This window comes from Stenotrophomonas maltophilia group sp. RY12688, from assembly GCF_052149045.1.
Taxonomy (GTDB): domain Bacteria; phylum Pseudomonadota; class Gammaproteobacteria; order Xanthomonadales; family Xanthomonadaceae; genus Stenotrophomonas; species Stenotrophomonas sepilia.
In genome coordinates, this window is the sequence record NZ_CP197389.1 from 2,560,101 (window position 1) to 2,572,719 (window position 12,619).

A 12,619-nucleotide genomic window follows, 5' to 3' on the forward strand; every position below is an offset into this window, starting at 1 on the left:
TCCTTGTCGAACTCAGGAACGCTGGGCGCCGGCGCTGATGGCCGATGCCTCGCGGGCGCGCTGCCGCTGCTGACGGCGCTCCTCGCTGAAGAAGGGATAGAACACGGTGATGAACAGCACGAACAGGAAGGCGTACTGCACGATGGTTCCCGACGAGCCGTAGATCGCCCACAGGCAGTACACGACGGTCAGGCTGGTGAGGGTCCAGAACGCACCGGTATGGACCAGGGTGTGCGAACGCTCGACCACGAAGTAGCAGGCCACGCACGAGTAGATGTAGGGCAGCAGGGTCAGCACCACGGCCGCCGACGTGATCACGTCGAACTGGGCCGACGCGGTTTCCGAGGTGGACGTCACCAGCACCGCCAGGGTCATCAGCACCGCCACGATCAGCACGCCCTTGACCGGCACGTCGTCCTTGTTGGTCTTGCTGAAGATGCTCGGGAACAGGCCATCATCCGAGGCCGCCTTGGCACTCTGCGCGGTCAGCAGGATCCAGCCGCCCAGCGAACCGGCGGCGCCGATGAAGGCGCACAGGCTGACCAGCGCGCCGCCCCAGCCGCCGACCGCCTTGGCCGCCGCCAGCGCGAACGGCGCGTCGGAGGTCTGCAGCTCGCCATTGGGCACCATGCCCATGATCACTGAGGAACTGGCGATGTAGGCGATGGCAGCCAGGAACACACCGGCCAGAGTGGCACGGGCCACGTTCTTCTCCGGGTTCTCGACCACGCCAGCCGTGACCGAAGCCGATTCGACACCGATGAAAGCCCACAGGGTCAGTGCCGCGGCACTGGAGATCGCACCGAAGTTGGACTCACCGGACACGTTGTAGGCGCCCTTGAAAATGTCGGCATCGAAGAAGAACCAGCCGAAAATGGCGATGCCCAGGATCGGCACCAGCGCGAAACTGGTGGTGACCGTCTGCACACGGCTGACGAAGGCCGGGCCGATCACGTTGGCAAAGCTCAGCGCCCACACCAGGATCAGCACCGCGATGCAGCGCACCAGCGGCTCGGACAGGATCGGGAAGAAGTAGCTGAAGTAGCCCACCGCGGCAATCGGTATGGCAACGTTGCCGATCCAGTTGGCGAACCAGTAGATGGTATTGGTCTGGAAGCCCATGTAAGGCCCGAACCAGTCACGCGCATAGGCATACGGACCGCCCGCCTTCGGCGCCAGCTTGCCCAGCTTGGCGAATACGAAGGCCAGCAACAGCGCACCGGCCGTGGTGATCAGCCAGCCCCAGATCGATGCGGTACCGATCTTGGCCAGGCTGGACGGCAACAGGAACACGCCTGAGCCCATCATGTTGCCGGCGACGAGGAAGGTGGCTCCGACCACCCCGATTTTCTTTGCTTCTGCCATGACAATCTCCTGTACTGGCATGAGCCCGGTGCGGCCGGGCGTGGGGACGGTTGCGCTGGCGTAACGCCGCTGGCGCTTACTTGATGAAGTTGTATTGCAGGCTGCCCTGCACCCGGACCGTGTCGCCGCGCGCGCCGCCCTGCTGTTCCAGGCGGCCGTACAGCAGCTCCATGCCCATCGTCCACGACGGCGCCGGGCTCCAGATCAGGTTGAACACGCCGTATCGGCTCTGCCGGAAGGCGTCGGCAGCGAGTGCCGCGTTCCGCTCCAGGGTCAGCTGGCCGAAGATCAGGTTCGAACGCCATAGCTCGGACCAGTAATGCGTGTAGCCGACGAAGCCGCCGTGCAGGTCCAGCGCGTCGAGACGGCCATCGGCACCGACCACCGCGTCCAGCCCGGAGCCGGTCAGGTCCGCGGTGTAGCGGCTGAGGCCGCGCCCGCCGAGCGCGCCGAACAGCAACAGATCGCGCTCGCCTACCGATGCCGAGCCACTGAACTGCAGGCCGCCGGCCATGCGCCGGTCGCGCTCGCCCTCACCGTCATAGGCCAGGCTGCGCGCCACCGCGCCCAGCTGAAGATGGCCCCAGTCACGCTCCATGCGTGCGGTCACGGTCACATCCGGCAGCCGGTTCACTGCGGCCCGTTCATCACTGGCACCGGCCAGTTCGGTCTGGGGGTCTTCGGCGGCCAGCGTCAGGGTGTTGCCCTTGCCCATCGCGAAGCTGTGGTGGATGCCGGCCACCAGCAGATAGCCGGCGCCGCCGGGACCGGCGAAGTCGAGCGTGTCGGGCAGGCTGTCCGGGTCCATGAAACTGGAGTAACCGTAGCCGGCATAGGTATTGCCAAGCTGGCCATACGCGTGGCGCAGGCGGAACGCGTAGCCATCGCTGCTGCCGAAGAAATCATTCTCCAGGTAGAAGCGCAGGTTGCCGTGCGTGGTCGGGCGCCGCGCCTCGAAGCTGAAGCGGGTCTGCTTGGCGTGGATGTTGAAATTGGAAACATCGCGATGGCTGCCGCCCACCGGCATCGACGAAGGGATGAACTGATCCTCGTCACCGGCCGCACGCGAATCTGCAATCGCATCGAGCTTGGCATAGCCGCCAATGCGGATCACCGTGTCAGTACCTGGAATGGCAAAGAAGCCCTTCAGATCCGGGTCGGTCGGCCCAGCAGCGCTGTCGGGACGCGAGGCCGCCGTTGAGGGATCGGCCACCGATTCGCGTTGCGGCAGCACCGGTTGCGCCACACCCGGCACCTGGGTGGGATGCAGCAGGTTGGCGCTGCTGCCAGGTGGTGTCACCGGCGCCGCTACCTGCGCAGCGGCCGCGACAGCGCCCTCGCGTTGTTCGAGCTGATCCAGGCGCTTCTGCATGCCCTCCAGTGCCTGCCGCATGGCAGCGATTTCCTGGCGCAATGCGTGCGCATCCTCCTGGCCATTCTGCTGCGCAGATGCTGGCGTGACCGCCAGCGCGGTCAGGCAGGCCAGACTCAGTACCGCAAAGCGCATTGCATCCTCCCTGGACGAACATTCGCAGCGCACTGACGGCGCGCGCGCAGGCGCAGCTCCGACGTTGCGTTGCCGTTGCTGGAAATGCGGGTACTGCGTCGACGACACCGGCCAGCCTGCGCGTGGCAGGCAACAGGACGATGACACTGCCCCGCCCGTACCGATATCGACGCCATCAGGGCCGCACTGCCGGAGAGGTGGCGACCGCAGCGGTCTGGGTAACAACCAGGGAGTGAGAACGTCGTGAATGGCTGTGCCGACTGCCCCGGTTCAGGGCGTGTCAGGCGCGGCATCCCTGGCGCGTTGACGCTGTATTCCATGCGTCACAGGCTAATCCGCCTGTCGTTTTTGGCCTTGATTGGAATCAAGGCGCGATGCTTGATGTCAGTCACGATTCAGACGTGACGACGAACAGGAGGTGCGCAGCCTGCATCACCCGCACAGGTGACGAAAAGCAACAGGCCCGCATGCTGCCATGCGGGCCTGTGGTGTCGCATCACGGCGTGGGTGCCGGTCAGCGCGGGCCCAGCACCGTCTGCAGGTCAGCGCCCTGTGGCAGGCCGGCGCGACGCTGCACCTGGCCCTGTGCATCCTGGAACAGGATGCCCGGCGTGCCCTGGAAGCCCATTTCAATCATCAGCACCTGGTTGGCATCGAGCTTGCCGGCGATCTCGCGGCTGATGCTCGGCAGGGCCTTGATGCCACCACGGTCGAACTGGTGTTCGTTTTCCAGCAAGGCCGCACTCGGGTCACGCGCAGACAGGATGGCCGCAGCCTTGGCCGGGCTGTCCTCGCGAATCACGCCGACCATGATGTGGCGCAACTGCACCTTGCCGGCGTCGACCCACGGACGCGCTGCTTCCCAGAACTTGTGGCAGTACGGGCAGTTGGCATCACTGAAGGTATAGACCACGCGCGGCGCATCGGCCTTGCCGTCACGCACCCAGGCACTGGCCTCCAGCTTGGTCCACATCTTGGCCGACATCGGTGCTGCGACCAGCTTCTCCACCGCCTCGGCGGCCACGTCGTTGCCCTCGGCATCGAACAGGCTGCCTACCAGCACATGCTTGCCGTCGGCGGTGACATAGGCTGCGGCCGGCTGCTGCCCGCCCACCACGCCAGCGAATCCACGCAGGCCACCCGGCGCATCGAACTCGGCAACGACTTCAAAACCGTGCTTCTCGATGCCTTTCAGCACTGCAGGGCGCTCGCCCTTGGGCGCTGGGGCCTGAGCGCTCGCTGCCGGCGCGGCCGCCTTGCCCGGCGGGGTCTGGGCCTGGCTGCAGGCGGCCAATGCCAGCATGACCGGCAGCAACAGCACCGCCGGAGCGATGCGCAGGGAAGTCGACAACATGGGAACTCCGTAGTGAGATGCCCGCGCAGGCTACCGCAGCCGGCGCAGTTTGTGTTCAAGACCCGCCGCCGTCAGTTCGCCAAGGTGCAGTTCACGCAGGCGGCCTTCGGCGTCGAAGAACAGCGTCGACGGATAGGCCTGTACACCCAGCACGGTTGACGCCGACGCGGTATCGTCCAGCAATACGTTGCCCAGCCAGAGCTGTTCGGATGCGATGAAACCCTTCACTTCGTCCAGGGTTTCCCCCTGGTTGAGGAACACGAACTGCACGTCAGTGTGGGTCTGCTGTGCGGATGCCAGTACCGGCATCTCGCGACGGCAGGGACCACACCAGCTGGCCCAGAGATTCAGCACCACCGGTTTGCCACGGAACTGCTGCAGATCGATCCTGCGCCCCTGCAGATCGGCCACCTGTACTGCCGGTAGCGGCATCCGCTGCTCCTGCCATGTTGCCAGCAGGTGGCTGCCCGCCGCCCACAGCACCACACCCACCAGCGCCCCCGCCAACACCGGCGCACGTAACGCGCGCCACAACCGCAGCCGCCAGGTGCCCCACGCTAGGCCCGCAACCAGCACGACTGCAAGGTGATACCCACCGTCGGCGATCTGCAGGATGCTCCAGGGGGCCTCACGGTAGAGCGCGAAGTTCAAGGCCACGAAGCTGATGCGTCCACACAGCAGGCCGATCAGCAACATGTCCAGGACCAGGCTGGCCCCGGAAGGCACTGCCATCCCGTCCTTCGGCCGCGGCCACAGGTGTGCCACCGCCATGGCCAGCAGCACGCACATCAGGATCAGCACCACCGGCATCGGCACCGGTCCAACACTCGACATCAACCCACCTGTCCCATCATCTCGTTGCCTGCATGGTCAAAGCGTCGCGCCCAGGTTGCAAGTGCGACGCCCAACGCCGGCTTCAGGCCGCGCTGCGCGGCATCTGCATGCCAGGCGCCGGTTGCAGCCCGCGCAGGCTGCCCGCCACCGACGACAACAGCGGCCGTTCGCGCCGTTTGTTGTTGACCTGCCGGCGATAGTTGGCCGGCGTCATTCCGACAATGCGCAGGAACAGGCGGCGGAATGCGCTCTGGTCTGCATAGCCCACGCCCCAGGCCACTTCATCGATACCCGCCCCCTGCTGCAGCAATGTCTGCGCCTTGGCGATACGCAACCGCTGGCAATACTCGATCGGACGCAGGCCGGTGGCCTTCAGGAAGCGCCGCTGCAGAGTCCGCGGTTCCAGTCCGGAAACCTCGCAGATCGCTCCGAGCGTGGCCCCACGCGCAGCGGTGGTATGCAGCCAGCGTTGCGCCTTCAGTACGTCGCGATCGCCGTGGGCGAAGTTGGCACTGAAACGCTCCAGATCCTGCTGGATCGCCGCGGGCACCGTGATCCCCAACTGCTGCGCCACGGAACTCGCTACGCCCTGGCCGTGCAGCCGGTACAGCAGCCGCAGGGCGAGGAAGCGCCAGGCCTGGGAACCGGCCACTGTCAGCAGATCACCGTCGTCGACCAGCGCGCGCTCACTGGGCACCCAGCTGGCCGACTGCCCCTGCAGGCCCGGATGGCGCCCGAGGTCCGGCCCACTGACGGTGCGCCCGGCAAGCAGACCCGCGCGTGCCAGCATGCTGACACCATCGCTGGCAGCTGCCAGCAGACTGCCGCCATCGTAATGCGCGCGCAGCCAATCCAGCAGGACCTCATCGGCGCGCAGGCAGACGCCTTGACTGATCTGGCCAGGCACGGCGATCACGGCGGGAATGTCCGCCTCGAGCATCTCCGCGCCGGCAATGCGATGCACGCCGGTCTGGCTGGCTGGCACGACCCAGCGGGTCACCAGGACACGCTTGAACGGGCGACGCTGCTGCTGGGCAAGCCGGTTGGCGACATGTGCCATTTCGGTCAGCACAGAGGCGGCCGACGGGTCGCCTCCCGGGTACTCGACCACCGCGACCTCTACGAATCCTTCGTTCCTGAATCCTTCCACAGAGCATCTCCTCGGTTCGTTGCGGGCCATCCAGCGGCCGGTTCAGGCGCAGGGTAGGAACTGCCACGACGGCGGGGCTATGAAGAAAGTTGCAAAGTGCGCTGAATGCGCCGTCAGCGACGGGAGCTTGACCCTGGACCTGACTCCAGGCTTCAGAATGACCGGCAGCATCCGCAGGAATCCGCCATGAACATTGGTCAACTGGCGCGCCAGGCCGGCGTACCGATCGATACCGTGCGCTACTACGAGCGCCAGCAGTTGCTGCCCACCGCGGCACGCTCGGCCGGGGGCTACCGCATCTTCGGTGAGCAGGACCTGCGCCGGCTGCGCTTCATCCGCCGCGCCAAGACGCTGGGCTTCAGCCTGGAACAAATCGCCGAACTGCTGGCACTCAGTGATCGCCATCCGCAGGACATGGGCAGCGTGCGCGACGCGGCGCAAGCCCGACTGCAGGACATCGCGCAGCGCATGGCTGAACTGCAACGCATGCACAGCGCGCTCTCGCAGCTGGTCGACGCCTGCCCCGGCCACGGCACCCTGGATCAGTGCCCGATCCTGGCGGCGCTGACCGACGGCGCCGACTGAGTACGTGCGATCGTCGCCCCCCTCGCAACGCACGTGAAGAAAAGTGCAACAAATGCTTGCCAACCCTCTGGGGCAAGGCTATTATTTCGCTCCTCAGCGACGTGGGGCCATAGCTCAGCTGGGAGAGCGCCTGCATGGCATGCAGGAGGTCAGCGGTTCGATCCCGCTTGGCTCCACCAATCTTTCGGCATTAGGCCGTCGAAAGGTCGCTAAAGAACATTGATGAGAATTGCGTCCCCATCGTCTAGAGGCCTAGGACATCACCCTTTCACGGTGGCGACCGGGGTTCGAATCCCCGTGGGGACGCCACTCATCACGAACAACGAGGACCCGGCCGATAACCGGGTCTTTTTTGTTCACCGCCTACCGGCATTCAGGTTGTGGCGTTGCGGTTCCCCTGCCCTTGGTGGCGAAGGTTGAACCGGGACGAAAAAAGTTCGAAAAAAGCTTCCACAAACGTGAACACGCAGGTATGATAGGCGGCTCGGTAACACGGGGCCATAGCTCAGCTGGGAGAGCGCCTGCATGGCATGCAGGAGGTCAGCGGTTCGATCCCGCTTGGCTCCACCACTTTCGACATTAGGCCGTCGAAAGTTCTACAACTTGAAGTTTTTCGTGCGTCCCCATCGTCTAGAGGCCTAGGACATCACCCTTTCACGGTGGCGACCGGGGTTCGAATCCCCGTGGGGACGCCAGTTTCAAGACGGACTCTGCTCCTGGCAGATATCCAGAGTTTCATGGGGCCATAGCTCAGCTGGGAGAGCGCCTGCATGGCATGCAGGAGGTCAGCGGTTCGATCCCGCTTGGCTCCACCACTTCGACATTAGGCCGTCGAAGGATCTACAACTTGAAGTTTTCGTGCGTCCCCATCGTCTAGAGGCCTAGGACATCACCCTTTCACGGTGGCGACCGGGGTTCGAATCCCCGTGGGGACGCCAATTCTTGAAAACCCCGGCTTCGGCCGGGGTTTTTCTTTGCCCGCGATCTGCCATCAAACCGCCCTGCGCGTAGATGACTTCACCCCGCCCACGGCTCAGAACCGCCGATACATCCCGATCGATGCCGGCGCAGTCGGTGCGAAACCAAACTGTGCATACAGCCGATGCGCCTCGCCATCGGCCAGCAGGCTGACGTAAGCCGACGGCGGCAGGTTGGCCTGCATCCAGCCGTCCAGGCGCCGCATCACCTCCTTGCCCAGACCCTGCCCCTGCAACCGCGGCAGCACCGCGATGTCGCAGACCTGCAGGTGGCAGCCGCCATCGCCGACGATACGCCCCATCGCCACAAGTTCTGCACCCTGGTAGGCACACACGCCGAACAGCGTATTGGGCAGCGCGCGCGCAGCTGCTTCCCGGGTCTTGGCGCTGAGGCCTGCGAGCACACGCAACTGGCAATAGTCCTCGACCGTGGGCACGGCTTCGCGGAACTGGCAGGTGATGGAATCATTCATGCGACATCTCCGGATGGGTCGGGCTATCCTGCCGCATCCACGTCGCAGCCGCTGCGACCCAGGCCCAAAGAGTCCCATGTGCTATTCCGCCCTGATCCGCGCTGACTACGCCAAGCTGGTACGCGAGTTCGGCGCCATCCTGTCGCTGGAGGACTTCGCCGAGCTGTACGCACACGATCCGGGCAAGAAGCGGCCGAAGACCCCGAAGGCGATGGATGACGGATTCGCCGGTGCGCGTACCGAACAGGGGCGGGACATCGTGGTGAAGATCCAGCAATGGCATGCGCAGGAGCAACAGGCACTGGAGGCCGAACTGGCCCGGCAACGCGAACGACGCGATATTGCCCATGCCACGCTGGCCACCCGGCCCACGCAGAAGGCGCGCAACGACCTGCGCGTGGCCGGCAACCGCATCGAGCGCGCACAGGCCCGGCTGGAAGACCTGCATCGGGTGCAGCTGCTGCCGCGTGACAACCGCATTTTCCCCGGCACCTACGCACCGGTGATGGTCAGCGAGAACGGCCAGCGCGTGATCAGGCCGATGCGCTACCAGTGCCGGCTGCCGGACAAGCCGGCGCGCAACGACGTGCTTTACCCCGGCACCTACAATGCGCGGCGCGACAGCCTGGAAGGTTACTGGCGGGGTGCGTTCGGACTGCGCCATGGCGTGGTGGTGGTACAGGCGTTCTACGAGCACGTGCCCCGCCACGCCATCGCCGGCCGCACCCTCGGTGCCGACGAAAAGGAACAGGACGTGGTACTCGAATTCCGTCCCGATCCGCCGCGCGACCTGCTGCTGGCCTGCCTCTGGGCAGAATGGGAAGGACCGGAAGGCCGCCTGCTGTCGTTTGCCACGATCACCGACGCACCGCCCAGCGACGTCGCCGCTGCCGGGCATGACCGCGGCGTAGTGCCGATCCGCAAGGAACACCTCGACGCCTGGCTCAACCCCGAACCGGATGACCTGGCGCGCCAGTACCGCATCCTCGACGACCGCGAGGAGATCCGTTACGTGTACAAGGAAGCGGGCTGAGCGCCGGACGCAATTGAAAAACCCCGCCTGGGCGGGGTTCCTGGATCAGGGGTTGCCGCCGAACATCGCAGACGCGAGCATTCACCCCCCGGCAGTATCCCCTGCAGGTCCGTGGCGGACGGCTCAGGCCTTGACGCTGGAGCGACCCACCGCACGCGCCAGCGCGCGTGACAGATCGGCCGACAGGTAGGGCTTGACCAGCAACAGGCCGGCCAACATCGGTGTTGGCAGCTGCTCGGCCAGCGTTCCGGTGGCCAGCACGAACGGAATGCCACGTGCCGAAAGCGCTGCAGCCACCGGTTCACTGGTCTCGTTGCGGGCCAGCCGGTAGTCCAGCAGGGCCACGTCCGGGGTGCTCTGCTCCAGCAGCTGCAGGGCTTCGGACACGCTCGCTGCAAGCCCGACCACAGTCGCGCCGGCATGCACCAACTGCATCTGCAGCAGGGCCGCACTCATTTCGTCGTTCTCGACCACCAGCACCCTCAGGTCCTGCAACACTGTCATCGGCTACCGCTCCTGGAGGCAATTGCACGCTGGGAGTATAGCTATCAAGGGGCCAATGCCGACAGGAACCGCCCTCATAGGCCCTCCTACTATGCATCGCCTGCCGACCTCGGTTACACTCGCACGCTGCCTGCCGGTGTGGCGGAATGGTATACGCAGCTGACTCAAAATCAGCCGGGGGTGACCCCATGAAGGTTCGAGTCCTTTCACCGGCACCACTGCATCAAAGGCCAGGTCCATGACCTGGCTTTTTGCATTTCCCGGGTCCGAGCGCCCGACACTGGCAAGCATGCCCCAGCATGCCCTGCCCGCGCGCTGCCCCTCCTGCGGGCGTCCGACGCCGTCGCCCGGTCCCACTACTTCTCGCTGCCAGGCGTGATCGAGCACACCAGCTGGGGCGACGTTTCCGAACGGGCGATGGCGCTGCAGATCGCCCGCCATCTGCCTGACGTATCCGATCAGCGCCGGGCGCTGGGACGCCAACAACCTGCAGGCGGCTGCCGCGATCCTCGACGGCTGCCCGCAACGCGGTGATGACCTGCTGGCCCGCGACGGCGGCGAGGAATTCATCGCCGCCCTGCGAGCGCCTGCGCGCCGCCGTGGAAGCCACCGCGCTGCCCGCCGCTGAGGCCCATGTGACCATCAGCATCGGCGTAGCCTGGCAGGTTGCACATGAGCAGGCCGCCCAACAAGGCCGGGGAACAGCACTCCGACCGCCGGGCCTAGACCGCGCGCAGCACCGCCCCACCGTGCAGGTGCCCGGCCCCGCCCTGCACCCGGAAGCTGGCCACCGTCTGCAGCAGCTGCGCCGACTGCTCTTCCATGCTGCGCGCTGCGGCCGAGGCTTCCTCGACCAGCGCGGCGTTCTGCTGGGTGCCCTGATCGATCAGATCGACGGCATGATTCATCTGCTGAATGTCGTCGCTCTGCTGCTGCGCGGCCGTGCTGATCTCGGACATCAGATCACTGACACGGCGCACATTGACCACGATCTCGTCCATGGTGCGTCCGGCGCTCTCAACCTGCGCGGTACCGGCGCCGACATTGGCCACCGACGCATCGATCAGCTGCTTGATCTCCTTCGCGGCACTGGCCGAGCGCTGCGACAGTTCGCGGATCTCGGTGGCGACCACGGCGAAGCCACGCCCGTGTTCGCCCGCACGCGCTGCTTCCACCGCCGCGTTCAACGCAAGGATGTTGGTCTGGAAAGCAATGCCGTCGATCACGCCGATGATGTCGACGATGCGCCGCGAGGACGCGTTGATCACGGCCATGGTCTCGACCACTTCGTGCACCACGTTGCCACCGCGGGCAGCGACATCAGCAGCACCACCGGCCAGCTGACTGGCCTGCCGTGCGTTGGTCGCGGTGCGCTGCACGGTCTCGGCCAGGCCCTTCATCGACACCGCGGTCTCCTCCAGCGACGCGGCCTGCTGCTCGGTGCGCTGCGACAGATCGCTGTTGCCCTGCGCGATCTCGGTGGCACCGACGGCGATGGTGTCGGCGGCGAACTTGATCTGGGCGATGATCGCGGCCATCGCCTCCACCAACGAATTCACGCCTTCGCACAGCTCGGCGATCGGCCCGTTCTTGTCGGCAGTGGCCACGCGCCGGGTCAGGTCGCCCTCCTTCGCGGCCGCCACCACTTCACGGGTCTGCGCCACGGCACGTTGCATGGCCTGGTTCTCATGCACCTGCGCGGTGATGTCGGTGGCGTACTTGACCACCTTGAACGGCTTTCCGTTGAGATCCAGGATCGGGTTGTAGGACGCCTGGATCCAGACCTCGCGCCCGCCCTTGCCGAGGCGCCGGTACTGGCCGGCATCGTATTCGCCACGGCCGAGCTTCTCCCAGAACTGGCGATACTCGGCACTGCCACGATACTCGGGCTCGACGAACAGCGAGTGGTGCTGGCCACGCACGTCGTCCAGGCTGTAGCCGGTGGCGGCCAGGAAGTTGTCGTTGGCCGAAAGGATGCGGCCGTCCATGCCGAACTCGATCACCGCCTGCGACTTGTCGATCGCCGCCAGCTGCCCGGCCGAGTCGGCTGCCTGCAGCTTCTGCGCAGTGATGTCGGTGGCGAACTTGACCACCTTGTATGGCCGCCCCTGCCGGTCCAGCACCGGGTTGTACGAGGCCTGGATCCAGATCTCGCGCTGGCCCTTGCCGAAGCGCCGGTACTGGCCAGCGTCATATTCGCCACGCCCCAGCCGCGCCCAGAACTCGCGGTACTCGGCGCTGCGCGCCTGCTCGGGATCGACGAACAGGGAATGATGCTTTCCCTGGATCTCCTCCAGCCGGTAGCCCATCGCCTGCAGGAAGTTGTCATTGGCCTGCAGGATGGTGCCATCGAGGGCGAACTCGATGACCGCCTGGACCCGGTGCAGCGCCGCGACCTGGGCTTCCAGCTCGGCACGGCCATCGGACACGGCCTCGGCGCCGGTGCGGTGCTGGGGAGCCAGCGCGCCCAGCAGGGCACGCCACGGCGACCAACGGGTATGCAGCTCGGCCGGCGCCTGCGCGCCCGCCGTGAAGCCTGGAATGAGCATTGTCTGATCCTCGGTGTCCGGTAAGCGGTTGCGACCCGACGGGCGGGATGCCCGGCGGCAACTTCAGGTGCCAGGGACTACAGGTGCCAACCGGCACCTCTCGAGCGACTGCCACGAACGTCTGCTGCGGGTGCGATCGGCATCTGGGAGCGGCGGAACACACAGCGCGGGCCGCCCATCGGGGACGGCCTGGGGTCCTGCGGCGGGTGACTGGAGCGGGATCCAGAGGGAGTATCGGCGAGGCGATCGGTGGCTTTAGCCGGATTACGCGACGTCCGTCGCAACTTC

10 protein-coding genes, 7 tRNA genes and 1 pseudogene are annotated in these 12,619 nt (G+C 65.9%); 10 read left to right on the forward strand and 8 right to left on the reverse strand.

Features of this window, described 5'->3' with window-relative positions:
- Positions 1–12: 12 nt before the first annotated feature.
- From adiC to ACS0OT_RS12055, 5 genes are all read right to left on the reverse strand, one after another.
- Positions 13–1,365, reverse strand: coding sequence for an arginine/agmatine antiporter (gene adiC, locus ACS0OT_RS12035; RefSeq protein ID WP_005410068.1), 1,353 nt, complete (start codon positions 1,363–1,365; stop codon positions 13–15).
- 76 nt (positions 1,366–1,441) lie between these two features.
- Positions 1,442–2,872, reverse strand: coding sequence for a DcaP family trimeric outer membrane transporter (locus ACS0OT_RS12040; RefSeq protein ID WP_139727273.1), 1,431 nt, complete (start codon positions 2,870–2,872; stop codon positions 1,442–1,444).
- Positions 2,873–3,386: 514 nt separating this feature from the next.
- Entirely contained in the window at positions 3,387–4,226 is an 840-nt protein-coding gene (gene dsbG, locus ACS0OT_RS12045; RefSeq protein ID WP_139727275.1) for a thiol:disulfide interchange protein DsbG, read from the reverse strand.
- A 30-nt stretch (positions 4,227–4,256) separates the two neighbouring features.
- Positions 4,257–5,060: a redoxin family protein gene (locus ACS0OT_RS12050; RefSeq protein WP_032954270.1), complete on the reverse strand. Its 804-nt coding sequence runs from the start codon at positions 5,058–5,060 to the stop codon at positions 4,257–4,259.
- Positions 5,061–5,142: 82 nt separating this feature from the next.
- Positions 5,143–6,210: a GlxA family transcriptional regulator gene (locus ACS0OT_RS12055; RefSeq protein WP_005417111.1), complete on the reverse strand. Its 1,068-nt coding sequence runs from the start codon at positions 6,208–6,210 to the stop codon at positions 5,143–5,145.
- A gap of 186 nt (positions 6,211–6,396) precedes the next feature.
- Between ACS0OT_RS12055 and ACS0OT_RS12060 the strand changes: the two genes are divergently transcribed.
- The 7 genes from ACS0OT_RS12060 (at position 6,397) to ACS0OT_RS12090 (ending at position 7,733) form a co-directional block, all read left to right on the forward strand.
- Positions 6,397–6,795, forward strand: coding sequence for a heavy metal-responsive transcriptional regulator (locus tag ACS0OT_RS12060; RefSeq protein WP_049415383.1), 399 nt, complete (start codon positions 6,397–6,399; stop codon positions 6,793–6,795).
- A gap of 103 nt (positions 6,796–6,898) precedes the next feature.
- Positions 6,899–6,974: transfer RNA gene (locus tag ACS0OT_RS12065), tRNA-Ala, on the forward strand.
- 54 nt (positions 6,975–7,028) lie between these two features.
- Positions 7,029–7,104: transfer RNA gene (locus tag ACS0OT_RS12070), tRNA-Glu, on the forward strand.
- Between the two features lie 185 nt (positions 7,105–7,289).
- Positions 7,290–7,365: transfer RNA gene (locus ACS0OT_RS12075), tRNA-Ala, on the forward strand.
- A gap of 49 nt (positions 7,366–7,414) precedes the next feature.
- A tRNA-Glu gene (locus tag ACS0OT_RS12080) sits at positions 7,415–7,490 on the forward strand.
- 44 nt (positions 7,491–7,534) lie between these two features.
- Positions 7,535–7,610 (forward strand) — tRNA-Ala (locus ACS0OT_RS12085).
- A 47-nt stretch (positions 7,611–7,657) separates the two neighbouring features.
- Positions 7,658–7,733 (forward strand) — tRNA-Glu (locus ACS0OT_RS12090).
- A gap of 95 nt (positions 7,734–7,828) precedes the next feature.
- Here ACS0OT_RS12090 and ACS0OT_RS12095 read toward each other — a convergent pair.
- Positions 7,829–8,245: a GNAT family N-acetyltransferase gene (locus tag ACS0OT_RS12095; protein WP_139727277.1), complete on the reverse strand. Its 417-nt coding sequence runs from the start codon at positions 8,243–8,245 to the stop codon at positions 7,829–7,831.
- A gap of 76 nt (positions 8,246–8,321) precedes the next feature.
- Here ACS0OT_RS12095 and ACS0OT_RS12100 point away from each other — a divergent pair, with 76 nt between their 5' ends.
- Positions 8,322–9,278: an SOS response-associated peptidase family protein gene (locus ACS0OT_RS12100; protein ID WP_164230174.1), complete on the forward strand. Its 957-nt coding sequence runs from the start codon at positions 8,322–8,324 to the stop codon at positions 9,276–9,278.
- A 123-nt stretch (positions 9,279–9,401) separates the two neighbouring features.
- Here ACS0OT_RS12100 and ACS0OT_RS12105 read toward each other — a convergent pair whose 3' ends face one another.
- The gene (locus ACS0OT_RS12105; RefSeq protein WP_005417125.1) at positions 9,402–9,782 is read right to left on the reverse strand and encodes a response regulator; all 381 of its coding nucleotides are present in this window, start codon (positions 9,780–9,782) and stop codon (positions 9,402–9,404) included.
- Positions 9,783–9,914: 132 nt separating this feature from the next.
- Here ACS0OT_RS12105 and ACS0OT_RS12110 point away from each other — a divergent pair.
- A tRNA-Leu gene (locus ACS0OT_RS12110) sits at positions 9,915–10,000 on the forward strand.
- Between the two features lie 269 nt (positions 10,001–10,269).
- Positions 10,270–10,477, forward strand: a pseudogene (locus tag ACS0OT_RS12115) (GGDEF domain-containing protein); the annotation flags it as partial.
- A gap of 27 nt (positions 10,478–10,504) precedes the next feature.
- Here the strand turns inward: ACS0OT_RS12115 and ACS0OT_RS12120 are convergent.
- The gene (locus ACS0OT_RS12120) at positions 10,505–12,331 is read right to left on the reverse strand and encodes a methyl-accepting chemotaxis protein (RefSeq protein ID WP_065178516.1); all 1,827 of its coding nucleotides are present in this window, start codon (positions 12,329–12,331) and stop codon (positions 10,505–10,507) included.
- Positions 12,332–12,619 lie beyond the last annotated feature (288 nt).

What these genes read in the sequence shown, in the direction of transcription:
- adiC (WP_005410068.1), bottom strand. Translation starts at nt 1,365, where the DNA reads ATGGCAGAAGCAAAGAAAATCGGGGTGGTCGGAGCCACCTTCCTCGTC.
- ACS0OT_RS12040 (WP_139727273.1), bottom strand. Translation starts at nt 2,872, where the DNA reads ATGCGCTTTGCGGTACTGAGTCTGGCCTGCCTGACCGCGCTGGCGGTC.
- dsbG (WP_139727275.1), bottom strand. Translation starts at nt 4,226, where the DNA reads ATGTTGTCGACTTCCCTGCGCATCGCTCCGGCGGTGCTGTTGCTGCCG.
- ACS0OT_RS12050 (WP_032954270.1), bottom strand. Translation starts at nt 5,060, where the DNA reads ATGTCGAGTGTTGGACCGGTGCCGATGCCGGTGGTGCTGATCCTGATG.
- ACS0OT_RS12060 (WP_049415383.1), top strand. Translation starts at nt 6,397, where the DNA reads ATGAACATTGGTCAACTGGCGCGCCAGGCCGGCGTACCGATCGATACC.
- ACS0OT_RS12095 (WP_139727277.1), bottom strand. Translation starts at nt 8,245, where the DNA reads ATGAATGATTCCATCACCTGCCAGTTCCGCGAAGCCGTGCCCACGGTC.
- ACS0OT_RS12100 (WP_164230174.1), top strand. Translation starts at nt 8,322, where the DNA reads ATGTGCTATTCCGCCCTGATCCGCGCTGACTACGCCAAGCTGGTACGC.
- ACS0OT_RS12105 (WP_005417125.1), bottom strand. Translation starts at nt 9,782, where the DNA reads ATGACAGTGTTGCAGGACCTGAGGGTGCTGGTGGTCGAGAACGACGAA.
- ACS0OT_RS12120 (WP_065178516.1), bottom strand. Translation starts at nt 12,331, where the DNA reads ATGCTCATTCCAGGCTTCACGGCGGGCGCGCAGGCGCCGGCCGAGCTG.